The organism is Desulfocastanea catecholica (assembly GCF_054657295.1).
The window spans coordinates 50,853-74,990 of the sequence record NZ_BAAHYZ010000021.1; the positions used below are offsets into that span (position 1 = coordinate 50,853).

Genomic DNA, 24,138 nt, shown 5'->3' on the forward strand with positions numbered 1-24,138 from the left:
CCACCATGAAAAAGCCAAATAATACCAAACGGACCAAGTTTATTTTTGTTACCGGCGGCGTTCTCTCCTCCCTCGGGAAAGGACTGGCCTCGGCGGCGATCGGGGCACTGCTCGAAAGTCGCGGCTTGACGGTAACCTTCCAGAAGCTCGACCCCTACATCAACGTCGATCCCGGTACGATGAACCCTTTCCAGCACGGCGAAGTGTACGTCACCGACGACGGCGCCGAAACGGATCTGGATATGGGTCACTATGAGCGCTATACCAATGCGGTCATGGCCCAGAAAAACAATTACACCTCGGGGCGTATTTACTATTCCGTCATCACCAAAGAACGGCGTGGGGAATATCTCGGCGGCACGGTCCAGGTTATTCCGCATATTACCGACGAAATCAAGGCCGCGGTGCGCCAGCTGGACGGCAGTGCCGATGTGGCCATTATCGAAATCGGCGGCACCGTCGGCGACATTGAGGGGTTGCCGTTTATCGAGGCCATCCGTCAACTGCGCGGGGATCTGGGCAGAGAGTACACCCTGTTCATCCACTTGACCCTGGTTCCGTATATCAAAACCGCCGGCGAGGTAAAAACCAAACCGACGCAGCATTCGGTGCGCGAACTGCGGGCCGACGGCATCCAGCCGGATATCCTCCTCTGCCGGACCGAAGTGCCCCTGGAAGACAGTCTCAAAGCGAAGATTGCCCTGTTTTGCAATGTTCCCCAGGATGCGGTTATCACCGCCATCGATGTCGACACCATCTATGAACTTCCGCTGCATCTGCACCGGGAAGGACTCGACGCGAAGATTCTCGAGCTGCTGAATATCTGGACCGGGCAGCCGAACATCAAGCCGTGGGAGGACCTGGTGCATAATATCCAGAACCCGCGCAACGAAGTGACCATCGCCATCACCGGCAAGTATGTCGATCTGACGGAGTCATACAAAAGTCTCCACGAAGCGCTGGTGCATGGCGGCCTGGCCAACGGCACCAAGGTCAATCTGGACTATATCAGCGCCGAATGCCTGGAATCAAAAAATGTGGCCAGTCTGCTCGACGGCTGCGACGGCATTCTCGTTCCCGGCGGTTTCGGCAAGCGGGGCGTTGAAGGCAAGATAAAAGCCATCAACTACGCCCGGAAGAACAAGATCCCCTTTTTCGGCATCTGTCTCGGCATGCAGCTGGCGGTGGTGGAGTTTTCTCGAGACGTGCTGGGCTTGTCCATGGCCAATTCCACCGAGCTCGACGAAAACACCCCGGATCCGGTCATTTATCTGATCAAGGAGTGGTTTGATTACCGCACCAACAAAATACAGACACGGGACGAGGAATCAGACCTTGGCGGCACCCTGCGGCTTGGCGCCTATCCCTGTGTTCTCAAAAAAGATACCAATGCCGCCCGGGCCTACGCCCAGGATGAAATATCCGAGCGGCATCGACACCGATTTGAATTCAACAATGCCTACCGGGAACAACTGGAACAAAACGGTCTGGTCATCTCCGGAACCTCGCCGGACAACAACCTGGTGGAAATTGTCGAACTCGCCGATCACCCATGGTTTCTCGGCTGTCAGTTTCATCCGGAATTCAAATCGAAACCGATGAAACCGCATCCGCTGTTCAGGGATTTTATCAGTGCGGCCCTTGCCCACAAGAAAAGAGAGCAGGACAAGGATGTCTGATATTTCCGTTGCCATCGACAGCCCCTCCGGCACGCCCCTTATCATCGGCACCGGCCGGCCGTTACTGCTTATCGGCGGCCCCTGCGCCCTTGAATCCGAGGAGCTGGCCAGAACCGTCGCCGGCAGGATGCAGGAAATCTGTGACCGGCTGGGGATCCTGTACGTTTTCAAGGCCTCTTTTGATAAGGCCAACCGGACCTCGCTGGAGTCTTATCGCGGCCCCGGCCTGGAGGCGGGCCTGGCAACGCTGGCCAAAATCCGCCGGGAAATCGGCGTCCCGGTCATCTCCGATATCCATGATGTCAGCCAGGTTGCCGCCGCCGCCGAAGTACTGGATATTCTCCAGATCCCCGCCTTTCTCTGCCGCCAGACCGACCTGCTTACCGCCGCCGCCAGGACCGGCAAACCGGTCAATGTGAAAAAAGGGCAGTTTGTCTCCCCCTGGGATATGGAAAACGCGGTAAATAAAATGCGCGGTGTCGGCGGCAAAAAAATCATGCTCGTTGAACGCGGCGCCAGCTTTGGCTACAACAACCTGGTCGTTGACATGCGCTCTCTGCCGGTCATGCGCTCCTTCGGCTGCCCGGTGATCTTTGACGCCACCCATTCGGTGCAGCTGCCCGGCGGCGCCGGCGGGTCTTCCAGCGGCCAGCGGGAATTTATTGCCACCCTGAGCAGGGCGGCGATTGCCGCCGGAATTGATGGCCTTTTCATGGAAATACATCCCAACCCGGACCAGGCCCTGTGTGATGGTCCGAACTCTATCGCCCTTGATGAAGTTGAAGAATTACTGGTGCAGCTGATCAGGGTGCGCAATGCAGTTACCTGAACATGGCTGATCAGTGCCCGACATCCCCCACCGCCTACCCCTCCGACTGCGAGGTTCTCGAAGGATATCGCAGTCGGGCCCGGGAGCGGGACAGCCGGGCAAACGACCCGCAGCGAAAACTTGCCCTGGAAAAGGCCCGGGACATACACCTCCTGCTCCTTGATGTCGACGGTGTTCTCACCGACGGCAACCTCCTCTATTCCGGCAATGGCGAAGAGAGCAAGGCCTTCAACACCCAGGACGGCTTTGGCCTGCGGCTTCTCAGGGAAGCGGGCGTTGAGGTGGGAGTTATCACCGCAAGAACATCAGAGGTTGTCGCCAGACGGGCCACCGAGCTGAAAATGCACCACATCTATCAGGGCGTCGGCAATAAAACCGCGGCCTTCAAGGAGATAATGCGGGTTACCGGTCTGAAGCCCTATCAGATTGCCTATATGGGCGACGACTGGCTCGACCTGGTCCTGCTGCAGCAGGTCGGCCTGGCCCTGGTCCCGGCCAATGGTGCACGGGAAGTAAAAGACATCGCCCATTTTATTACCGAGCGCTCCGGCGGTGCCGGAGCTGTTCGTGACGCCTGCGACCTGATTATCGAGGGCAAAAATCTGCTGATGGAATTGCTGCAAAAATACAAGAATCGATGAAATTCCACCGCAACATCATCTGGCTCGTCCCCCTGTGCATCATCGTCAGCTATCCTCTCTGGTCCATACCGGTCGGCAATTTCCTCAGCCCCCGGGGCAGTTTCGATCCGGCACCGAAAAATGAGCAGGCCGAAGGCCATGATTTCAACATGGATAAAGTGAAGATACTGCAGAATCAACAAGGTCAGAAAACGGCAGTCATACGCGCCCAGAGAGCTCGCACCGGCGCGGATCCCAACGTAATTATCATGGAGCTGGTCAGCGCTGATCTCTTTGATGCAGCCGGAAATATCACCACCGTCCTGGCCAACACCGGCCAATACAGTACCACCAGCAAAATACTCACCTTGCGCGGGGATGTGGTTATCAACAAGACCGTCGACAAACAGTTTCTCTACACCGATCTGCTGCTCTACGACAGTGACCAGCGCACCGTCAACTGCCCCGGAAGAACCCGGCTGGAGGCCGAGCAGGCGCAGATCGACGGTGGCAGCCTGCATTACGACATTAAAAGTGGGACCTATGTCATTGATAAAGGCGTCACCTGCATCATCGACGGCTTTATCAAGCCATAACTTCGCTACAGCTCACAACATAAAAACAGTCATCCTTGACCTGCCAGCGGATATTGACATTCCAGAGCAGCATGCCGAAATCACTTCTGTTTTTTTTCTGACTTGCCGGCCGCGGATCCTGGCCGATCATCTCTTCTGCCAGCACCCGGATATTTCTTCCGGTTTTTTGTCGATAATCGGCACAGAAAAGCTCGGCGCTTTCACTGAAAACAACCGCCACCGCAGGGTTTTCTCCGTGCGCGTAGCCGCAGGTCGCCGACGCAATGCAATCACTGTAAGGGATATACGGCTTTATGTCGATCACCGGCGTTTGATCGAGGAAGTCGACCCCGGAGAGTTCGAGGAAAAGCTTACCCTTTTCCCGGACCATCGCCTCGAGCCGGACTGCGGAGAGACCGAGATGATTCGGTCGATGGGGACTGCGGCTGGCAAAAACCCCCACCCTCTTCTGTCCGCCGAGCCAGGGTGGCCGAACGGTCGGTTTCCACCCCTCGGCCACCGTCTGGTGAAAAAGAAAATGCACCCAGAGATGCGAAAACTGCTCCAGGCCGCGGACCATCTCCTCCCGGTTACAGGGCCGCAGCATTTCCAGACGGGCGGTTGCCGAGGCAACCATCCCCGGCTGCCGGGGAATGCCGAATTTTTCGGTAAAGCAGGAGTGGATTATGCCGATCGGCCTCATATGTACATCTTCCTGAAAATTCATCTTTTTATCTCCACCCCTTCTCTTTGTCCGTTCGAGTCTGCCTCTCAGGCACATTGCAGACGATGCCGGTATCGGTTTATATGTATTTCTCCGCATATTCCCTTGCTGATTACCGCTATCCTGTGGTATTTGTCCAGCAATCAGTCTCAACTATCTCACCAAAAGGATACATTTTACCATGAAGGTTGGAATCATAGGCCTGCCGCAAACAGGCAAAAAGACCCTTTTCCAGGTATTGACCGGCAGCGAACTGCGAGAGCAGACCGGTCCGGCAAAACCAATTCCCGGTACCGCGGAAATTCGCGATCCGCGTTTTGATCGCCTGGTGGCCATGTACAGCCCCAATAAAGAGGCGAGGGCGCGGATAGACCTGGTTCTCCTGCCGAAAATGGAACAGGAAAACATCGCCAAAGGGGACATCTTTCAGGAAATTGCCGACGTCGATGCCCTGTGCCATGTCATTCGGGCCTTTGAAGACGATTCGATATACCATGCGGAAGGATCTGTCGATCCCATACGCGATGCGGAAATGGTCAACAATGAGCTGATCATGCACGACCAGATCTTTGTCGAAAAACGTATTGCCCGCATCGAAACCGCCCTGAAAAAGATCAAGGATGAGAAGCAGGCCGTGGAGCTCGAACTGATGCGCAAGCTGCTGACGCATCTTGAAGAGGAGAAACCGCTTCGCCTGCTGGAATTCGGCGAAGAGGAAGATTTGCTCATCCGCAGTTACCCCCTTATTACCCGAAAGGAATTGATCCTCGCCTTCAATGTCTCGGAAGAGCAACTAGGCGATACGACACTGCTTGAGAAAACGGCTGAGCAGTGCAGGCAAAACAAGATTGAGGCGATGCTTGTTTCCGCCCAGGTCGAATCGGAGATTGTCCTCCTCGATTCGGAGGAAGAAAAAGCCGAATTCCTGCAGGATTTAGGCATTGCCGAACCGGCCCTTGGTATCATGACCGGCCTGTGCCTGAAGGCCCTTGGTCTTATTTCCTTTTTTACCGTTGGCAAGGATGAGGTCAGACAATGGCTGGTTCGCCGGGGTTCCCCCGCTCCTGTCGCGGCCGGGGTTATCCATTCCGATCTGCAACGGGGATTTATCCGGGCCGAGGTGATGAAATACGACGAACTTATGGCATACGGCAGTGAGGCGGAATTGAAAAAGGCCGGCAAGATGTACCTGCAGGGCAAAGACTACATCGTCACCGACGGCGATATTTTGAACATTCGCTTTAAGGTGTAAAAAACAGCGTGTTGCCGATGAGAACCGGCAGCCTTTGCGCTATGGTTTCCGGCTCCTTTTACAGTTCGACAAACTCCGGATCGTCCGGCTGGGCAACGACCAACCAATCCTCGCCCTGATGGTCAAAGTCGGCAATTTTGTCAATATCCATCTTGAGATACCGTCCTTTTCCCTCCACCGCAACCTGCCCGTCGGCAAGAAGAATCTCCCCCTCCCCCTGAAAGGAGCGCGTGCCTTCCGAGACAATTCGGGCCAGAACCCGTATCTCCCCGTCGATCGGCACAGGTTTGCGCAGTTTCATGGAAAAATCGACGGTCACTCCCCAGATGTTGTCGGCATGGGTGAGCATAATCGCCCGGCCGATGGTTTCATCCAGGATGGTCGCGGCAATACCGCCGTGCAAACGCCCCGGATACCCCTGGTGCTCGTCCGCCGGCTGGAAAATCGCCAGCAGTTGCCCGTCTTCAAGTTCATAAAAGCTGCTTTTCAACCCGAAACTGTTGTGCATGCCGCAGACAAAACACATCTTCGAATTTGGCTGCTTATGGCGTACCTTGACACGCATTGGACCTTATCTCCTGTTGGGATTGCACCCGGTTATTTCTTCTCCGTAAACGCACTCGTCCTTTTTTCACAATACGATCGGGGGATGGCTGGCGGCCCCTGCACCAGCATCTCGGCGATGGTCATCTTCACCCGGGGCAGGAGGTGGCGTTTATTGTCTAAAAGTTCTTTTTCCAACAAGGCCAGTCTTGTTAAAAGAGGTGTCCTGGCAACGTGAGGGGGCCGTTCACTCAAGCCCTCGACAATTTCCTGACAGCGAAAACAGCCGGGAAAACGCAGGGTTTGGCCGTCCGGCCGGGTCATCGTCGCCGGAACGCCATGGGTACGGCAGACCAGCAGACGATGTTCATAGACAACGCAGAGTCCGTCCTCATTGAGCGGACACATGACCTGTGGGCGGCGACCGGCGGCCATTGCCTCGGTACACTGGGCAAGATAGGTCCTGGCCCGGGCGACGAGCGCCCGCTGTCGCTCGGGGCCAAGCTGCCTGATGCCCCGCCAGAGATGTGCCCATTCGGCGTAGGTATGGTGCAGAAAATAGGAGTCACAGCAGTTATCGGGGCAGCCGCTGCAGGAAAAATCAAGGACTCCAGCCACCCGCGCATATTCCTGCTGGAGCTTTTCGTAGATATCTTCGAGCTCTCGTACCTGTTGCTCTGAAAGAACCACCTCTCTCACTTTCTTTCCTCCTCAAAATCCTGCACCTGGTAGGTGTCAATTTCAAGTCTTCCCCGCCGCCAGGCATCTTGCGGCAGTCCGGCTTTCAGACAGAGTTGGCCGAGAAACTGCTCGGGGGTGGGAAGTTGTTGCCAGACCTGGGGCAAAAACGTGGCACTCCGCGTCCCTTCCCGCAGAATCACCCCGTCAATGCCGGGACGCAGTTTTGCCGTAAGATCTGCAGCATCCTCGTATTCTAGCGGTTTTGGCTGGGACAGGATCGAGATGTCGAGCTGCACCGCCGGCAACTCCTCCGGGGTAAGAGGCGAAAAACGATAATCATAAAAAGCCGCATTGATGGTATTCCGGTAAACGCTGTCCCAGAGCGGATCAACCGCTTCGAGAGTACCGATACAGCCGCGCAGTTTACCGGCTATTTTCAGTGTAACAAAGGTGGCCGCTTTCGCCGAAAAAACAGCGTCGTCCGGTTTATCCGGCAGCGTCCCCTGGTTGAGCTTCTGCTCAAGAATATTTCTTGCCAGCCTGAGCAGTATCTGCCCTTGTCTGTTGGTTACTCTGTCGGCCATAATTACCATGCAACTCCCAGCATCAAACAGTTTATGCCGCTGCCGATTCCCAGCAGCGCGCCCTTTTGCCCCGGTAGAAAAGCCCCCTGCTCCATGGCCATGGCCATGGTTATCGGTGCCGACACGGAACCGACATTGCCAAGGGTTGCCAGGGTCTCGAAATTTTTTTCCGGCTGCAGCTGCAAACGCTCAAAGAGTAGTTTGGCGTGGGCCGAACCTACCTGGTGGCAGAAAAAACGGTCAATGTCGTCAGCCTGCCAGCCGGATTTTGCCGAAAACCTGTTCCAGGTCATCTGGGCGGTGTCGACGCCCCGGTGCAATAATTCCTCCGAGTTGGTCGCCATAAGGATTGCGTTTGCCCCTTTGCGGCCGCCATGACAGAGGTCGGAATGTTCCGTGTTCGCCTGCCAGGCCCCATGGACCAGCCGTGGCCGGTCTTCGTTCTTTTTCACTCTTCGCATATACAGTGCGATCGAACCGGAGCCGATGGTCAGCGAGGCAAAAGCCGGTTTTATGCTCTTTCGGCTTAGCGTCGTGTCCTCGAGCAGGGCAAGCAGGGTCGACTCCAGCAACTCCTCCGCCGTCTCTCCGGAGACGATCAGCCCGTTTTCAACCTGCCCCAGCTCGATCATGTTGGCCAGCATCACCATCCCGTCGAGAAAGCCGAGGCAGGCATTGGAGATATCAAAAATCAGCGCGGAAGACGAGAGGCCAAGTTTGTCATGGACAAACGAGGCGGTCGCCGGTTCCATCATATCCCGCGACACGGAGGTAAAAATAAGACAGTCAATAGCTTTTGCATCGACGCCTGCCGTGTCAAGTACCCTTTTTCCGGCCAGGCTGCCGGCCTCGCTTGGCCTTGTCCCGTGGGGCCAGAGGCGCCGCTGCCGGATGCCGCTCATCAACTCCAGTCTGCCGGGCGGAAGCCGCAGTCGTTCATAAACAGGGGAGAGACGGGTTTCAATATCCGCGGAGGAGAGCACCCGTGGCGGCAGTTCGTAGCCAAAGGTGTCAAGACAGACATGGGAAAAATGTATCATAAAGCCGTGTTATAAATTTTAATTGACAGACAGAGGTGTGGAATAAAACACGCTCTGCCGGAAATTGACTTCTTCCCGGCAGAGCCGGGGTGTCTCGTTCTATCCGACCGATGCAAAAATCTCCAGCTGTTGCAGGATACCGTCCCTGGTCACCGGCCTTGGTATACACCCATCAAAGCCCAATCCCTGCAGTTCGTCATGGTCGAGCTCCCGGCCTATGCCAAAGATCTGCGTCCGTTGTCCGGAGTACTCCTCGAGCTGGCGGATTACCCTTACCCCCTCGACTCCCTCGAGCTGCGGGGTCGAGAGGTCAAAAACAATCAGGTCAAAATGAGAAAGGGATGCCTCGTACATCGCCGCGCGTCGGGTTTCAGCGATGGTCACCTGCCAGCCCGCCTCAACCAGGGTGCGCACAAAAAGACCCTGACTCACCGGATCCCCGTCCACGACCAGGGCCCGGCGTGTCAAAAATCGTGCGAGAACACTGATCAAGGCGTTTCTCTGCACCGGCTTGGGCAGGTAGTCATTCATGCCAACCTGCAGACATTTTTCCCTATCGCCGGACATAGCCAGGGCGGTAAGTGCGATAATGCTCATATGACCACCCTGTTTGCGCTCATGTTTTCTGATACGCCTGGTCGCCTCCAGTCCATCGACATCATCCATCTGGACGTCCATCAGAACCAGCTGATATGCCCCGCTGCACGCCTCCGCTACCGCATCCCGGCCATTGGTGACCGAGGTTACCTCCACCCCAAGCTGTTTGAGAATCGCCTCGATGAGCACCCTGTTGATGTATTCATCCTCGGCGAGAAGGACCTTGGCGCCCCGCAGGGCATAGGCGAATTCCTCTTCAATGCCCTCCAGAGTGACATGGGCTTTTTCTTCGAGACCGGCAAGATCGGCGACCTCCTTAAACGGAAGGGTAAATTGGAACGTTGTCCCCTCGGAACTGCTTTCCACGTCGATTTCTCCGCCCATAAGCCTCACCAGCTGGGAGCTGACGGTCAAACCCAATCCTGTTGTCCCGACGGAAAGCGGCAGAGCAAGCTGTGTTGTGGCTTTTTGCTTGAAATAATGTTTGATGAGTTCGATTTTTTCCGGGGCGATGCCGCAGCCGGTGTCACGAATGGTGCATCGAAGGAGGATATGATTGCTCGTATCGTAGCCAACATTGTCGATGTTGATGAAAACCCCGCCGTGCATAGTGAACTTGATTGCATTATCGACCAGATTGGTGACAATCTGCACCATCCGGGTCGAATCTCCGTGCACATTCGCCGGAACATCCGGAGCAATGGTGCAGACCAGCTGGAGATCTTTATTTTCAGCGGCTTGGCGCAAGACATAAAGGTCGTGATCAAGACTCTCCTTGAGGTTAAAATCCTCCGGATCAAGCTCCAGTTCCCCTGTCTCTATCCTGGAAAAATCCAGGATTTCATTGACGACGACCAGCAGACGGTCAACGGAGGAGCCGACCATTTCCAGATACTGCCGCTGTTCGGCGGTCAGTTCCGTCTCCAGAACGAGCTCGGTCATTCCGACAATGCCGTTCATCGACGAACGGATTTCGTGGCTGACATTTTCCAGAAAGACACTTTTGGCGCGACTGGAAAGCTCTGCTCGAACAAGATCAACCTCGCAGACGCTCTGTTCCGCCTGCCCAAGGCCAGCTCCATTGCTGCCGAGAATCGCCTGCAGAGCCCTTTTTTTCAGCAGTTTGTTGGTCTGTTTTTCTTTTGCCAGTTGCGTTGTAAGGTCATCTATCTGTTTTTGCAGTCTTTCAATTTCCGCCACCATTCCCTCTCTGGTTGGTGTTTTTTAAATTGCCGCACATCAGTAACGGCACAGGCGCCGGTCGGTTGATCTTTGCGGTATTGTACAGGCAATCGGCGATATTTGCACTACTGTGATGATGGTCGTGTTGACGGAAGCCCCCTATCGCCACGGGCCCCCTTCCGGCCATTTATTCACCGGCTTGATCTGCACGGTTTTTCTCATTTCCCAGCAACTGTGGATCTTTTCATTCCTGGAAAAATCAAAGGGAACCGATTCGGCGGAAATATCATGGACAGCATAGCGCGTCGCCAGGCTCTCCTCCAGTTTAAACCGTCGGAAGTTCGTTGAGAAAAGCAACAGTCCATCCGGTTCCAGATGGGCCATGGCCAGGTCAATCAGCCGGACATGATCTTTCTGGATATCAAAGACCCGCTGATCTTTTTTCGTGTTGGAAAAGGTCGGGGGATCGATAAAGATCAGATCAAAGACAGTGTCGCATTTTTCGAGCCACTGCAAACAATCAGCTTTTTCAAACGTGTTACGAAACTCCGTCAGTCCGTTGAGGGCAAGATTCATTTGTGCCCAGTGCAGATAGGTCGCCGAAAGATCAACCGTGGTCGTACCCGCCGCCCCCCCCATCGCCGCATGGACCGTTGCCGTTCCGGTATAGCCATACAGGTTTAAAAATCTTTTTCCCCTGGCTTCCCGGTATATTTTCTGGCGGATCGGTCGATGGTCGAGAAAAAGCCCGGTATCGAGATAATCGGTAAAATTGACCAGAAAAGAACACTCGCCTTCTCGCACCTCATACATTTTGCCGGTATTGCCCTTTTTTTCATACTGCTTTCGGCCTTTCTGACGCTCCCTGGATTTTATGAAAACTCGATTCGAGCGAACCCCAAGGATATCTTTGACATTTTTCACCGCGGCGGCCATCCTTGAGGCGGCCAGCTGCGGATCAATGGTCTTCGGCGGGGCATATTCATGCATGTGCACCCATTTGCCAAACAGATCGATGCTGAGGTTGAAGTCCGGCAAATCCCGATCATAAATTCTGAAACAGGAGACATCTTCTCGTTCCGCCCATTTCAGCATTTTTTTGAGATTTTTTCGCAGCCTGTTGCCGAACTCTCCCTCTGCTTCTTCGCTGCTTCGCACGACCGGGGTCCACTTGAAAACACTCTCTACCTCGCTGACCGATCCGGTAAGCAGTCTGCAGGGGATTGAACCGTTATATAATTTATGCTTATCATCCCAGGTAAGGGTAAAGCTGTCGGTCAAGGTCGGGTTGGAGATAAACACCGCGACTTGCCAGCCAAAGAACCTCTCTTTTGCGATACGGCCAAAGGCCCTGTACAGCCGGCCCACCTGCTCCGTCTCGGAAAGCCTTTCCCCATACGGCAGATTCGACAACAGCATCCCTTTTTTATCCGGAGAACGAAGGGTGGCCAGCTCGGCCTGTTTTACCTGAATCTGCTCGGTAAGACCGGCCTTGTCGATGTTTTTTCGGGCGGCACTTACCGCGACAGGATCACAGTCGTAGCCGATTATCAGCGGCCAGCTCTTTTCCAGACCCCTCTCCTCTCGCCCCAGGGCCTCTTCGACCAGACCGTTCCAGAGCGTCACGTCATGGCCCGCCCAGCCGAAAAATCCAAAATGACGGCGAGACAGCCCCGGCGCAGAGTCGCCAAACATCAAAGCGGCCTCGATCAACAGGGTGCCGGTACCGCACATGGGATCGATCAATGTCGGGGTATCGGTCAACCAGCCGCTCAAGGCAACGATGGCGGCACCGAGGGTTTCCTTAAGCGGCGCCTTGACCGCCGCCGCCCTGTACCCCCGTCGATGCAGGCTTTCCCCCGATAAATCAAGAGACAGAGTAGCGTTTTTTCCATCCACATGCAGGTGAACCTGTACATCAGGCCTGGTTGTTTCAACCGATGGACGTCTGCCGATCCGATTTCTAAAACTGTCAACCAGACCATCCTTTACCTTCAGGGCGGCATAGCGACTGTGGGTGATCGGCGACTCTCCGGAAAGTGTGCAGCTGACTGCAAAACTTGTCTCGGCAGAGAGATGGTCCTGCCAGTTCAACTCCAGACACCGCTGGTACACCGTCTCTTCATCGACAATGGAAAACCGGGCCAGCTGCAAAAAGACACGCGAGGCGAAACGGGACCAAAGACAGCAGCGATACCCGGACTCCAGCGAACCTTTCCAGGTAACCACCCCATTGCCACAGACAACATCCTGCCCGCCAAACGACACCACCTCTTCTTCTACCAAGCTCTCCAGCCCACCGGCACAGCTGGCTATCTGTTCATACATATCCATTCTTGCTCATCCATCCCCTGTATCCCGAAAACAACCGGGTTGCCTGATCATTTTTTGCATCTTTACCAAAAAAGAGAAAAAGGTCGCCCTGTTCCTTCTTAATCGATTACCATTATAGTTTCTGCCGGGCAACAGGAAACGAATACTGTTTACCTGACAATTTGTTCTTGACCTCTCTTGCAATACGGCTAAAGTAGTGAGTTATTTCGGTGGATTTGTTCTTCACCTCAAACATGCATACGATTCATAGAAAGTATATAACCCGTATAACGGGACTATCTTCACCACAGGAGTATTTCATGAAGAAACGACTCAGCAGAACTCTTGCTTTTTCGGCTGTTATCGGGTCATTGGTTCTTTTTGGCGCCGGCTGCGGCAAAAAAACCGTCATACCGCCGGACGGTTCAGTAGAATCTGATATCCCCGGAGGCAAAGACATCAACTACCCCATGGCGGAAGGCGGCTACTCAGAAGACAGTCTGCCCAGTGAAGGGAGCCTGGATGATTCAGCAGGCGGGGGATTGATGTCTGCGGCTGACCAACAGTCGGATGAATACAAGAGAATACACGGAAGATGCTCGGAGAATCTCTCCCCCATCTACTTTGATTTCGATCAGGCCGGCGTGAGTCCCGCGATGACGGACGTACTCATCACTAATGCCGAGTACCTCAAGACCATTCCGGATACAATGGTCACCATTGAGGGTAATTCGGATGAAAGGGGGACCAACGAGTACAACCTGGCGCTCGGCGAGAGAAGAGCAATCAACACCCGGCAATATCTCATCAATCTGGGTATAGCTGCGGACAGGATGCGGACCCTGTCGTATGGCGAAGAACGGCCGTTGTTTTTAGGTCAGGATGAAGATGCCTACAGCATGAACAGAAGGGTTGATTTTATTGCAAATTAAAGATGAAAAGAAGCCGTACCGCCTTTCTGTCGGTGCGGCTTCTTTTCATCTCCCCTGCTTTTTTTTGCCCTCGATTATCCGGAGAATATCATCGACCACCTGCGGAATGGTTCTCTTGGTCGTATCTATCAGTACGGCGTCTTCTGCCCTCTTTAAAGGAGCAATCGTGCGCCGGCTATCGTTTTGATCACGTTCAAGCGTCATCGCCAGGATCTCGTTAAAATCCGCCGCAACACCTCTTGCCTGCAACTGCAATACACGCCTTTTCGCCCTCTCTTCGGGCCGGGCATCAAGAAAAAACTTATACGCGGCCCTTGGAAAAACGACGGTGCCGGTGTCTCGGCCTTCAGCGACAATACCGCCTTTCTCACCGTAACCTCTCTGTATTTCAGTCAATACCCGTCGAACGACCGGAAGGGCAGACACCCGGGAAGCCACCATGGCCATCTCAGCGGTGCGGATGGCCTCGGTGACATCTTCGCCGTTGAGGAAAACCCCGACATCACTCTCTTCATCTGCTGCCGGGAGCAATTTCAGTTCGAGATCGGCCAGTTTTTCACCAATGACCTCGGTCTCCTCCGGCTCAATCCCCTGCTGCAGCAAATACCAGCCAACCGCACGGTACATAGCCCCGGTATCGAGGTAGGTGAAACCGGTGGCCGCGGCAACCTTCCTGCTCACCGAGGATTTGCCAACCCCGGCGGGACCATCGATGGTGATGATGTTCTGCGTCTCAGACATAGCCGAGTTCGCCGAGGCAGTCGGCCAAACTTTTGACAAAGCGTTGGTTTTCCTCCTCCGTGCCGAAGGTTACCCGAATGAAATTGGTAAAGCCGTAGGCGCTCATCGAGCGCACGATCACCCCCTGGTACAGCATGGCCTGATACAGCTTATCCGCATTGCCCCGAACATCAATAAGAAAAAAATTGGTCTCGGTTGGGTAGCTTCTGCAACCGAGTTTATCGACCTCCCGGCGCAGATAATCTCGAGCCTCTGCTGTTCGATCAAGGGTAAGCTGATAGTATTCCTCATCCTCCAGCGCCGCCAAAGCGCCCACCTGGGCCATCTGGTTGATATTGAACGGCTGACGCACCTTGTGCAGACATTCGGCAATTTCCCTGGCCATCATGCCATAGCCAACCCGCAGGCCGGACAGGCCATATGCCTTGGAAAATGTGCGTAAAAAAACGACCGGGCAGTGTCCTTCGACGTTTCTGATAAGGGAACAGAAATCCACCTGCAGCTTTTTATCCATGAAGTCGACATACGCTTCATCGAGGACAACAATCACCGACTCCGGGATGTCGCTGAGAAACCGGTAGAGCTCCACCGGAGGGATGGCCGTGCCGGTCGGGTTGTTCGGATTATCGATAAAAATAAGCCGGGTTTTTTCGGACAGCAGTTTTTTGATACCACCGAGATCGTGACGCATGTCCAGCAGCGGCACCACGTGGTTTATGCCGCCTCTCACCTGGACAATTTTCTGGTACATGAGAAAAGACGGATGACTGGTAATAACCTCATCGCCCTCCTGGACAAAGGCCTTGACCAGAAACTCAATAATCTCATTGGATCCATTGCCCATGACAATTTCGCCCGGTGCAATAGCCAGTTTTTCGGCTAGGGCCTGCACCAGATAATAACACGACCCGTCCGGATACCTGTGCAGCTGCGACAGTTCGGCCCGCAGGGCCTGTATCACTTTCGGTGAGGGCCCCCAGGGGTTCTCGTTCGAGGCCAGTTTGATGGAGTTGGTTATGCCGTATTCGCGTTCCAGCTCATCAAGAGGTTTGCCGGGAGGATAGGGGGTTATTGTCTCGATATTCTGAGGAATTTTAATTTTCAAGGGGTCACCGTAAAACGAAATTTTTTTCTACCAGCCCACCATCGGGGTTGTCTCATATATCCAGCTTTCTTTGCTTAAGCCCCAGTCCCTGCTCGAGGTTGAAACCGGTTTTCAACAGTTTTTCTTCCTGAAAGTGCGCCGCCTGCAGTTGCACGCCGACCGGCAAGCCCTCCTCGGTAAAACCACCGGGCACGGACATTCCCGGAATGCCGGCAAGATTGGCCGAGATAGTCAGGATGTCGGACATATAGACGGCAAGCGGATCCTCGGTGTTTTCACCCATTTTCCAGGCGGGGGTCGGGGTTACCGGAGAGATGAGCACGTCACAGGATTGAAACGCCGTTTTGAAATCATTGAGAATCAGGGTCCGCACCTGAGATGCTTTTTTGTAGTAGGCGTCGTAGTAGCCGGAGGACAAGGCATAGGTGCCGATAAGGATGCGCCGCTTCACCTCGGCACCGAACCCTTTCGAGCGTGTCTGTTTGTACATATCAAGAAGGGTGTCGGCCTCCATGTCGCGATAGCCGTACAGGACGCCATCGTACCTGGCCAGATTGGAACTTGCCTCGGATGGGGCAATCAGATAGTAGACTGCAACGCAGTATTCGGTGTGCGGCAGGGAAACATCAATAATACGTGCCCCCTTTTTCCTGAGCACCTCGATACTGTTGCGAACTATATCCTGCACTTCGCCATCAAGACCGTCGGTAAAATACTCCCGGGGAACGCCGATAGTCAAACCCTCGAGTCCCTCGGTAAGAGACGAGGAAAAATCAGGCACGTCTTGTTTCACCGAGGTGGAATCCATCTCGTCATAGCCGCTGATAACATGCATCATCAGGGCGCAATCCTCGACCGTCCGACACAGCGGGCCGACCTGATCAAGAGAAGAAGCGAAAGCAGTCAGGCCGTATCTCGACACCCTGCCGTAGGTCGGTTTCATGCCGACGATGCCGCAGAGCGATGCCGGCTGACGGATCGAGCCGCCGGTGTCCGAACCGAGGGAACCAGGACACTCGCAGGCGGCAACGGAAACAGCCGATCCGCCGGAGGAGCCGCCGGCCACGTACCCCTTTTTCCACGGATTTCTCGGCACCCCAAAGGCACAGCTCTCCGACGTCGATCCCATGGCAAATTCGTCCATGGTTGTCTTGCCGAGAATCACCGCCCCTGCTTCCTTAATTTTTTGTACCACCGTGGCATCGTATGGCGGGATATAGTTGTCGAGTATCTTCGAACCGCAGGTGGTTCTGCATCCCTTGGTCGAGAGGAGATCTTTCACGGAAAGAGGTATACCGCACAACCTGCCTCCCTGTCCGGCCTTTCTCTGCCGGTCGGCGTTTTCCGCCTGGGAGAGAGCCCCTTGCCTATCGACACTGACAAAGGCGATTACTTCCTTGTCCACAGCATCTATCCTGTCCAGACAGCTTTGCGTCAGCTCAACGGCGGAAAGCTCGCCGGTGTCCATTTTTTTCAGCGCCTGACTCATGGTCAATTCGTACGGATTCATTGAAAACCTATATTAAATAATCTTAGGAACCTGGAACATTGCCCCGTTGTGTTGCGGACCATTCTTCAGTGCCTCGGCCTGGGGCAGGGATTCTTTTGCCACATCCTCTCGAAAAGCGTTGCTGACCGAGAAAACATGGGTCGTCGGTGCAACCTGGCTGGTATCGAGCTCGTCAAGTTTTGCCACGTAGGACAAAATATTATCCAGCTGACCGGTCATTTTCTCCAGTTCCTCATCCGTTAAGGTAAGCCTGGCCAGATGGGCGACGTGTTCGACTTCTTTTTTGCTTATTTTCATCGGCATTCAGTGGGGTGGATTGTTGCTATTGGTTTTTCAGATAAACGTTTTGCAGAGAGACTTTTTCCAGATGCTCCTGGGTAAAGACACCCTTGGTCGGAATAAAATTGACAATGCTTCGCGCAAAGAACTCGACCACATCGCCGTCAAACTGCGTCCTGCTGCACCGGTAGAGTTCTTCCACCGCCTCGTTCTGACTCATGTTTTTCCGATAATTTCGTTTGGACGTCATGGCATCATAACTGTCGACGACAATAAGGATTTTGGTCAGATCATCGAGTTGATCCCCGGTCAGCCCATCAGGGTACCCTTTTCCGTCCATTCTCTCGTGGTGGTGTCGAATGATGAACTGTTCCCTTTCCATAAAACCTAACGGCTGGATAATATTCGCCCCGACACTGGGATGTTTGCGAATCAAAACCCATTCTTCCTCGGTGAGCTTCCCGGGTTTCTGAATACAGGAAAGGTCGATGACCAGTTTACCTATATCATGAAACTGGGCGGCTCTTCGCAGCACCAGTATTTCTCCTTCCGACAGACCCATAGCCATCCCAAGCATCAGGGCATATTCCGTCACCCGCATGGTATGACCGACCGTATAGTAGTCCTTTTCCTCCATGGCGTTCTGCAGGCTGGTCATCAGCTGAACGGTGGCTTGTTCCAGGCTGTTGCTGTAGGAGAGTAACAGTTTGTTCTGGTCTTCCAGCTGAATTGCCTTTGATTGAATGTCATCCTCGAGGGCCGCTTTATAGTGCCTTTCCTGCAGGACATACCTTCTCTTTTCGATAGCCCGACGAATTTTGACATTAAAAATATCAAGATTTTCAATGGGTTTGGTGAGAAAATCGTAGGCGCCGAGGTTGATTGCCTTGACTGCATAATCCATCGAGCCGGCTCCGGTGAGAAAAAGGACCGGAATGTTATAGTTACGTTCGTTCAGCTCATCCATGGTTGCAAAACCATCCAAGTCGGGCATATTAATATCAAGAATGATGACATCGTAACTATCGTCGACCATGTCAACAACCTCTTTACCACCGGAGGCGGTAAAAACACGATGTCCGAACATTTCCAGTATCTTCGATACTGTTGTCCGGACCATGGCGTCATCGTCGGCGACGAGTATCTTGGTTGGTCCTTTTCTCAATCTTTTTTCTCCGCATGGCCAAAAAAATCAGGGTAATGATCGAATCTACATTTTCCAGTAATTTTTTGCAACGTCCCTGCACCTGTCAACGGCCTGTTTCAGGCTCCGTTCATCTCCTAACCGCTGGTCGATTGCCTCGTCAAGAAAGGTCGGAAAAGGCGTGTCAATCAGCCTTAAGTATACCTCAGATTTTTCCAGATAAACAAACAGCAAATTTATATAACCGCGATAAACCTAAAAAAACTCATGCCGGTAGGCATTAAAATCAAAAACGCAATTTCATGCACATGAAATTGCGTTTTAAGAGCCGGATAAAAATATTTTATTACATCGGCACTATCAGTTTGTTCGTTTCCTCGTTCCAGGTAACAACCAAATACCAGGCAACCATTATAGCGCCAATAATAACGAGAGTCGGACCATATCCCAAGACATCCGGCATATACACGTAGGAGCCGAGAACCCCGTCGGCCTCAAACTCCTGATCTTGAAACCAGGCGGTCATGATTGATGAAGTTATGGCGAAGAAAGGGACGACCATCATCAGTTTTACCTGCCCTTCGCCAACCCGCCAGAGCGTTCCGGAGCCGCAACCACCGGCAAACATCGCCCCGAGACCAAAGATAAAACCGCCAACCACACCACCCCAGCCAAAGGTTCCGCGAACATAGTGGGCGGTGGCCAGGACCGCCTCCCCTTCCGCCCGAACAGGGACGGCATATTTAAGTACTGCCGCACCGACAGCAACAATAAAGATGGACAACATGACTGATTTTGCCAGCGTGCAATCCCCGGTCATGTGCGGCTCACGAAAGCCCTGCACCATGCACCAGCGTCCCCGTTGCATGCTGTAACCGAGACAGGCGGCGATAAGAATGACCCCGCTGAGCGAAGCGATATAGTCACTGTCCTCGTTACCGGCATAAGAATACGAGGCCATGACTATGCCTAAAATCCCAACAACGCCGAGTCCATAGATAACGGCCGGAGGAAAGGTGACCGTTTTCGAACCACTGTCTCCCCAGGTAATATGTTCCATTTCAAGATAGAGGAGTTTCAACCCGAGGATGACGCCGAAGACAAGTCCGATCATCATGGTGAATCCGTTCGCCGCGAGGTTGCCTATGGCATTATAAAAACCACCGACATTACAGCCTCCAGCCAGCGTGGCCCCTATGCCCATGAGAACACCGGCAATCACCGCCTTGACCATTTCCCGGTAGGGTGGAACCCTTAGGGCAAAATCCTTGCCGAGACAAGCGGATATAAACGCACCAACAACGAATCCTATACCGATTACCGAACCGGAATTTACAAAAATAGAAGCCGGTGCCTCGTCATAATACTGAAAAACACCCATTTCGGCACCGAACAGGCTGGCAACGCCAAACATGATCCAGTCACCCCAGTTGCGGATAGCGCCAACAGCACCCCATGGCCTCCACCAGGCCATCATCATTACCGAAAAAAAGGCGACAATAACCCCGGTTACGTAAGGATTCCATTCCTTTTCACACAACAACCCGTATAGTTCTTTCGCCTTGTTTTTTAAAACAGACTCTTCACTCATTGTATCCTCTCCTCATTAAATATTCTTAAGTTGAAACGCTGAATTCAAAAATTAAATTTCTACACAGCCTGTATTTTTTTGTCAAGATCAACCGCTTATACTGCCTTCACAATGCATACTTTACCGCGTTTTTGTTTTTCTTTTCTTTTCCGTTGGTTATAATGTCAATCTCTTCACTTCTTGACAGAAACTCGATGCTACGGTATAGGACAGTATTGAATTGAATGAAACTTTGACAAAATAGAGTTTATAATTGGCGTCCCTGCGTCAACTAAATGGTTAATTTTATATTGAGGAGAACAACAATGAGTGATTTAAAAGTAGTTGCCGATGACGTTAAGCCCAAAACTGTCCTCGATGCCAAAGGACTAAGTTGCCCCATGCCTCTTCTTCGCACCAAAAAAGAAATGGGCAAACTGGCCGCCGGTGAGATTCTTCAGGTAGACGGTACTGATCCAGGCTCACGAAATGACATTCCCGGCTGGTGTGAACGTTCGGGACATGAATATCTTGGTGAGAAGGAAGGTTCAGGTTTTATCAGCTTTTTCATTAAAAAAGGTTGATTTCCACTTTGTGTTGAATCCCTTTTTATCCAGCGACTGAGCAGCATACGTACCTACTGTAAGTGAGAACAATTATCCTGATTGTCTTCACTTACAGTCTTTTTTGTTCGACTCACATTTTATTAAATAGCCACCATTATTTTTGGAGGAAGTTAACATGGCAAAGAGTTTAGGTATCTTTGTATCTTCACCTGACAGCCTGCAGCACGTCATTGGTATTACCAAGGCTGCTAAGGCCAAAGGGTCAAAAGTTAAGATATTTTTCACATGGAAAGCGACAAATCTGTCAAAAGACCCTGCTTTCCCGGGGCTTTGCGAATTAGCGGATGATGTTTCCATTTGTGTTGACAGTTATCAGAAACAGGGCTTTTCTGTTGATGATGTCCCCGCGGGACTTACTCCTAAAAAAATGGCGACGCAAGCTCAACACGGTATTATTATCGAAGATTATGACTGTTATCTGAGTCTGTAAGGAGATATAGCTATGGAATACAAAAAAGTTTGTTTGATGTACAGACACAAGGATTACGCGATAGATGGCATCCGCTCAGCCCTTGGACTTGCCGTTGAAAATATGTACGCCTACGGCGTTGTTATGGATACCGAAATACCAAAGCTTGATGAATTGACTCAGGAAAGCATCGAGATGCTGCGTGATATGGAAGGAGAAGTCTATTCCACAGTGCCGGCCAATGTGGAAAAAAACGGTTTTGAGCCTCTTACCATCGAAGAACTTGGTGAGAAATTACGCGAAATGACCCATATCATTCCTTACGGTATAAAATAACTTTTCCAGGAGTCTCTTCCATGAAAATATTGAATATATATAAATCCGAGCCGGATGAAACAGTTAAAAAGCTGGTAGAAATAGTCACCCGTGATAGAGAAACCGACACTTTTAATCTTAATACCGAAAATCCGGATTACGATGCACTTGTCGACAAAATTTTTACCGCTGATCAGACTATCTGCTGGTGGTAAACGAAGCGTTATAAATTTCTCATAAAAAAATCCGCATGAACCCGACTGTTCATGCGGATTTTTTTATGAGAAACTGCATAAGAAGATCGTGAAGGAGCGGCCGCAATTTTTTTATCGGTGCAGTCGTTTCACCGCAGGCAACCCTGTTTGTCAGCAGAACAATGCCGATTCCTCTTTGCAGATCGATCCAGAAAGAGGTACCGGTAAATCCCAGATGCCCAATCGTCAACTCTGAAAAATAGTGCCCACTGCTTGATGTACCTGCGGTCGGTGTATCAAAACCGAAAATCCACGAACCTTTTTTTTCACCGAATCGTTTTTTTATCTTTGCATTACAAAACGAAGGATGTTGATATTCCCCCCGAAACTGCAATGCTATAATTTCGCACAAAGACAACAGTGCGTCCGAGTTGCCAAAAAGTCCCGCATGACCAGCCACGCCCCCCAAAGCCCGACAATTATCGTCATGGACCAACCCTGAAAGCCTTTTTTTTGACCATTCACACATACCTGTGCCGGCGTATACCTTCGACGCAGATTTTTGTCCTCCGGGGAAAAATAAGCCTTTTTCAAGGCCAGTTAGCTCAAGCGGCTGCACTATCTTCCTTTGCCAATATGCATCCAGTGACTCTCCCGAGACTTTTTCAATTATTCTACCAAGAAGAATAAAGCCGAGGTCACTGTACAGGTGCGCCGTACCAGGAACAAAGACAAGTTTTTCCGCCAAAATCCAGGCTATGAGCCTCTTCATTCTTTTGTTGTCAGGATATTTGACAAGTTCTTTGTAATACGGCCGGTGCGCCGGTAATCCCGAAGAGTGGGTCAATAGCTGTGAAATGGTTATGCCGCGCTTATCAACGGGCGCCGTGGTGAGAAATTTATCCAAAGTGTCTGCAACACCCAGTTTCTTTTCTTCCATGAGAGCCAGAAGACAAAGAGAGGTAACCAGAGGTTTGGTGAGGGAGGCCAGATCAAAAACCGTCTCCCGGTTCACCGGATTGGAGCCATGAAATCCCTCTGCAAAACCATAATTGAATATATCCCTTACTCTCCCCTTTGCATTATTTATAAAGAAGCCTACGGAACATGCTGTAAAAACTTGGTTTTTTAGAGCTTTTTCGAGCATCTTATCTATATTTTTTTTCAAAAGATCAGAATCCCTGTCTTCCATGCGTTCTTTTTATTATTCTATTGAAATTTTTACCTATTTTTACTAGATTAGAGAGCCGATGAGGGCAAAACATATCTGTGTAATTTCGTTTAAATTTGATGTTCGTACCAGACAGAGAAAATCACTTATAAACACGGTTATCAACATCCGTTACACAGCCTTTTGTTAATAATATATGAACAAGTTGTTCACAACACTGTTCATAACTCTTTATAAACAGAAACAAAGAATTTTCACAACCCTCATTGTTTAAAATAAATACAAAAATATCATCATATTATAACCAATTTACACATATCAACCCGCATAATAGTAATAAAAAAGATAAATATACTAAGGATATGTCAAAAGGAGTTCCTTAATGGCACTAAACTGCACCGTAATAAAAAATGATCTACTTGAAGGTTTGAACAGCCTTCAGAATATAACCAATAAAAAAGGTACGCTGGCTATTTTATCCAACGTATTGATAAACACCGCTCCTGGTGGACTGAATCTCACCGGTACTGATCTGGAAGTAGGACTACGGCTTTTTGTGCCCGCTGAAATTCATGATGAAGGCTCTTTGACGCTGCCGGCAAAGAAAATTTTTGAAATAGTCAGAGAATCAGGTTCAGACAGTATAAGTATTCAAGAAACCGAAAACAGCTGGGTCATCATCAAGGCCGGACTCAGTACCTACAATCTTGCCGGTCTGGCCAGTGATGAGTTTCCTGAATTTCCTGAATACGAAGAAGAAACATTTTTCTCCTTTGAGAGTTATATTTTTCTCGAGCTGATAGAAAAAGTTATTTATTCCATAGCCAATGAGCAGGAAAATATTTATTCACTCACCTGTGTTCTCTTTGAAAAAGAAAAAATTGACGAAACCTACTTTCTGAGAATGGTTTCCTCCGATGGCCACCGTCTTTCCATCATGCAGAAAGAGGTGACCACCGATCTTGATAACCTCCATCTCAACGATGTCACCCTTATCCCTAAAAAGGGCATTCAGGAGTGGAAAAAATTCTGTGAAGGAAGAGATACCGTTGAGGTTTCTTTTGAGGCAAAACAGGTTGTGCTGCGAGATGGCCAGGCGGTTATGGTCATTCGCCTCAAACATGGAGAATTCCCAAAGTACTCCGCCATTATCGATGCTATTTCGCTGACGAACTGCTTAAAAATAAACAGGATCCCTTTTCTGGAATCCCTGAAGAGAATAAATCTGTTCACCGAAGATATTTATCACACTATCCAGCTGAAGATCGATTTCAACAAGATGATTCTCTCGTCGCAAAATGCCGATCTCGGCAATGCCAAAGACGAACAGAGCATATCCTATAGCGGTGAGCCGCTGACTCTCGGCTTTAACTGCCGATATTTTATTGAAACCCTGCAGGTCATGGAATGCGAGACAGTTGAGGCATACATCAACTCGAACAGCAGCCCATGTCTTATGAGGTCGGAAGAAGATAAGGGCTTCATGAGCATCATCATGCCGATGCAGTTATAATAGGCGGGAT

25 protein-coding genes are annotated in these 24,138 nt (G+C 51.5%); 11 read left to right on the forward strand and 14 right to left on the reverse strand.

Annotated elements, in window-relative coordinates:
- The first annotated feature begins 5 nt into the window (after positions 1–5).
- Genes pyrG through lptC form a run of 4 tightly spaced genes read left to right on the forward strand, consistent with a single transcriptional unit; the run spans position 6 to position 3,724 of the window.
- Complete coding sequence (gene pyrG, locus ACYQ8U_RS17215; RefSeq protein ID WP_459946798.1) at positions 6–1,679, forward strand: CTP synthase; 1,674 nt, start codon at positions 6–8, stop codon at positions 1,677–1,679.
- On the forward strand, positions 1,672–2,508 hold the full coding sequence (kdsA, locus tag ACYQ8U_RS17220) for a 3-deoxy-8-phosphooctulonate synthase (protein ID WP_459946799.1): 837 nt from the start codon (positions 1,672–1,674) through the stop codon (positions 2,506–2,508). The genes pyrG and kdsA overlap by 8 nt, the downstream gene beginning before the upstream one ends.
- A gap of 2 nt (positions 2,509–2,510) precedes the next feature.
- Positions 2,511–3,149 (forward strand): KdsC family phosphatase, encoded by a 639-nt coding sequence (locus ACYQ8U_RS17225; RefSeq protein ID WP_459946800.1) that lies wholly within the window; start codon positions 2,511–2,513, stop codon positions 3,147–3,149.
- Positions 3,146–3,724: an LPS export ABC transporter periplasmic protein LptC gene (gene lptC, locus ACYQ8U_RS17230; RefSeq protein ID WP_459946801.1), complete on the forward strand. Its 579-nt coding sequence runs from the start codon at positions 3,146–3,148 to the stop codon at positions 3,722–3,724. The genes ACYQ8U_RS17225 and lptC overlap by 4 nt, the downstream gene beginning before the upstream one ends.
- Here lptC and tsaA read toward each other — a convergent pair.
- The gene (tsaA, locus tag ACYQ8U_RS17235; RefSeq protein ID WP_459946802.1) at positions 3,714–4,430 is read right to left on the reverse strand and encodes a tRNA (N6-threonylcarbamoyladenosine(37)-N6)-methyltransferase TrmO; all 717 of its coding nucleotides are present in this window, start codon (positions 4,428–4,430) and stop codon (positions 3,714–3,716) included. The genes lptC and tsaA overlap by 11 nt on opposite strands.
- 178 nt (positions 4,431–4,608) lie before the next feature.
- Here tsaA and ychF point away from each other — a divergent pair, with 178 nt between their 5' ends.
- Positions 4,609–5,679, forward strand: a complete 1,071-nt coding sequence (gene ychF, locus ACYQ8U_RS17240; RefSeq protein ID WP_459946803.1) for a redox-regulated ATPase YchF — start codon at positions 4,609–4,611, stop codon at positions 5,677–5,679.
- 58 nt (positions 5,680–5,737) lie between these two features.
- Here ychF and ACYQ8U_RS17245 read toward each other — a convergent pair whose 3' ends face one another.
- From ACYQ8U_RS17245 to rlmKL, 6 genes are all read right to left on the reverse strand, one after another.
- Positions 5,738–6,244, reverse strand: a complete 507-nt coding sequence (locus tag ACYQ8U_RS17245; protein WP_459946804.1) for a PaaI family thioesterase — start codon at positions 6,242–6,244, stop codon at positions 5,738–5,740.
- Between the two features lie 32 nt (positions 6,245–6,276).
- Entirely contained in the window at positions 6,277–6,921 is a 645-nt protein-coding gene (locus ACYQ8U_RS17250; protein WP_459946805.1) for a hypothetical protein, read from the reverse strand.
- Positions 6,918–7,487: an AmmeMemoRadiSam system protein A gene (gene amrA, locus ACYQ8U_RS17255; protein ID WP_459946806.1), complete on the reverse strand. Its 570-nt coding sequence runs from the start codon at positions 7,485–7,487 to the stop codon at positions 6,918–6,920. The genes ACYQ8U_RS17250 and amrA overlap by 4 nt, the downstream gene beginning before the upstream one ends.
- Positions 7,488–7,489: 2 nt before the next feature.
- Positions 7,490–8,527 (reverse strand): 3-oxoacyl-ACP synthase III, encoded by a 1,038-nt coding sequence (locus ACYQ8U_RS17260; RefSeq protein ID WP_459946807.1) that lies wholly within the window; start codon positions 8,525–8,527, stop codon positions 7,490–7,492.
- A gap of 99 nt (positions 8,528–8,626) precedes the next feature.
- Positions 8,627–10,327, reverse strand: a complete 1,701-nt coding sequence (locus tag ACYQ8U_RS17265; protein ID WP_459946808.1) for a response regulator — start codon at positions 10,325–10,327, stop codon at positions 8,627–8,629.
- Between the two features lie 138 nt (positions 10,328–10,465).
- A complete protein-coding gene (rlmKL, locus tag ACYQ8U_RS17270) occupies positions 10,466–12,640 on the reverse strand; it encodes a bifunctional 23S rRNA (guanine(2069)-N(7))-methyltransferase RlmK/23S rRNA (guanine(2445)-N(2))-methyltransferase RlmL (RefSeq protein WP_459946809.1) in 2,175 nt (724 codons plus the stop codon).
- Positions 12,641–12,939: 299 nt separating this feature from the next.
- On the opposite strand from rlmKL, the gene ACYQ8U_RS17275 reads away from it, so the two are divergent.
- The gene (locus ACYQ8U_RS17275; protein ID WP_459946810.1) at positions 12,940–13,551 is read left to right on the forward strand and encodes an OmpA family protein; all 612 of its coding nucleotides are present in this window, start codon (positions 12,940–12,942) and stop codon (positions 13,549–13,551) included.
- Between the two features lie 45 nt (positions 13,552–13,596).
- Here ACYQ8U_RS17275 and cmk read toward each other — a convergent pair whose 3' ends face one another.
- The 6 genes from cmk to ACYQ8U_RS17305 all read right to left on the reverse strand — a co-directional run bounded on the left by cmk (position 13,597) and on the right by ACYQ8U_RS17305 (position 19,921).
- Positions 13,597–14,292, reverse strand: coding sequence for a (d)CMP kinase (cmk, locus tag ACYQ8U_RS17280; RefSeq protein WP_459946811.1), 696 nt, complete (start codon positions 14,290–14,292; stop codon positions 13,597–13,599).
- Entirely contained in the window at positions 14,285–15,397 is a 1,113-nt protein-coding gene (hisC, locus tag ACYQ8U_RS17285; RefSeq protein WP_459946812.1) for a histidinol-phosphate transaminase, read from the reverse strand. The genes cmk and hisC overlap by 8 nt, the downstream gene beginning before the upstream one ends.
- A 52-nt stretch (positions 15,398–15,449) precedes the next feature.
- Positions 15,450–16,907 (reverse strand): Asp-tRNA(Asn)/Glu-tRNA(Gln) amidotransferase subunit GatA, encoded by a 1,458-nt coding sequence (gene gatA, locus ACYQ8U_RS17290; protein WP_459946813.1) that lies wholly within the window; start codon positions 16,905–16,907, stop codon positions 15,450–15,452.
- A 12-nt stretch (positions 16,908–16,919) separates the two neighbouring features.
- Complete coding sequence (gene gatC / locus ACYQ8U_RS17295) at positions 16,920–17,204, reverse strand: Asp-tRNA(Asn)/Glu-tRNA(Gln) amidotransferase subunit GatC (RefSeq protein WP_459946814.1); 285 nt, start codon at positions 17,202–17,204, stop codon at positions 16,920–16,922.
- Between the two features lie 25 nt (positions 17,205–17,229).
- Positions 17,230–18,351, reverse strand: coding sequence for an HD domain-containing phosphohydrolase (locus ACYQ8U_RS17300; protein WP_459946815.1), 1,122 nt, complete (start codon positions 18,349–18,351; stop codon positions 17,230–17,232).
- Between the two features lie 325 nt (positions 18,352–18,676).
- Positions 18,677–19,921: a YeeE/YedE thiosulfate transporter family protein gene (locus ACYQ8U_RS17305; protein ID WP_459946816.1), complete on the reverse strand. Its 1,245-nt coding sequence runs from the start codon at positions 19,919–19,921 to the stop codon at positions 18,677–18,679.
- Positions 19,922–20,226: 305 nt separating this feature from the next.
- Here ACYQ8U_RS17305 and ACYQ8U_RS17310 point away from each other — a divergent pair, with 305 nt between their 5' ends.
- The 4 genes from ACYQ8U_RS17310 to ACYQ8U_RS17325 all read left to right on the forward strand — a co-directional run bounded on the left by ACYQ8U_RS17310 (position 20,227) and on the right by ACYQ8U_RS17325 (position 21,465).
- Positions 20,227–20,484, forward strand: a complete 258-nt coding sequence (locus ACYQ8U_RS17310) for a sulfurtransferase TusA family protein (RefSeq protein WP_459946817.1) — start codon at positions 20,227–20,229, stop codon at positions 20,482–20,484.
- A gap of 157 nt (positions 20,485–20,641) precedes the next feature.
- Complete coding sequence (locus ACYQ8U_RS17315; RefSeq protein ID WP_459946818.1) at positions 20,642–20,956, forward strand: peroxiredoxin; 315 nt, start codon at positions 20,642–20,644, stop codon at positions 20,954–20,956.
- Between the two features lie 12 nt (positions 20,957–20,968).
- Positions 20,969–21,271: a hypothetical protein gene (locus tag ACYQ8U_RS17320; RefSeq protein ID WP_459946819.1), complete on the forward strand. Its 303-nt coding sequence runs from the start codon at positions 20,969–20,971 to the stop codon at positions 21,269–21,271.
- A gap of 20 nt (positions 21,272–21,291) precedes the next feature.
- The gene (locus ACYQ8U_RS17325; protein WP_459946820.1) at positions 21,292–21,465 is read left to right on the forward strand and encodes a hypothetical protein; all 174 of its coding nucleotides are present in this window, start codon (positions 21,292–21,294) and stop codon (positions 21,463–21,465) included.
- A 49-nt stretch (positions 21,466–21,514) separates the two neighbouring features.
- Here ACYQ8U_RS17325 and ACYQ8U_RS17330 read toward each other — a convergent pair whose 3' ends face one another.
- Positions 21,515–22,636, reverse strand: coding sequence for a serine hydrolase domain-containing protein (locus tag ACYQ8U_RS17330; RefSeq protein ID WP_459946821.1), 1,122 nt, complete (start codon positions 22,634–22,636; stop codon positions 21,515–21,517).
- Between the two features lie 361 nt (positions 22,637–22,997).
- Here ACYQ8U_RS17330 and dnaN point away from each other — a divergent pair, with 361 nt between their 5' ends.
- Entirely contained in the window at positions 22,998–24,128 is a 1,131-nt protein-coding gene (gene dnaN / locus ACYQ8U_RS17335; protein ID WP_459946822.1) for a DNA polymerase III subunit beta, read from the forward strand.
- Positions 24,129–24,138 lie beyond the last annotated feature (10 nt).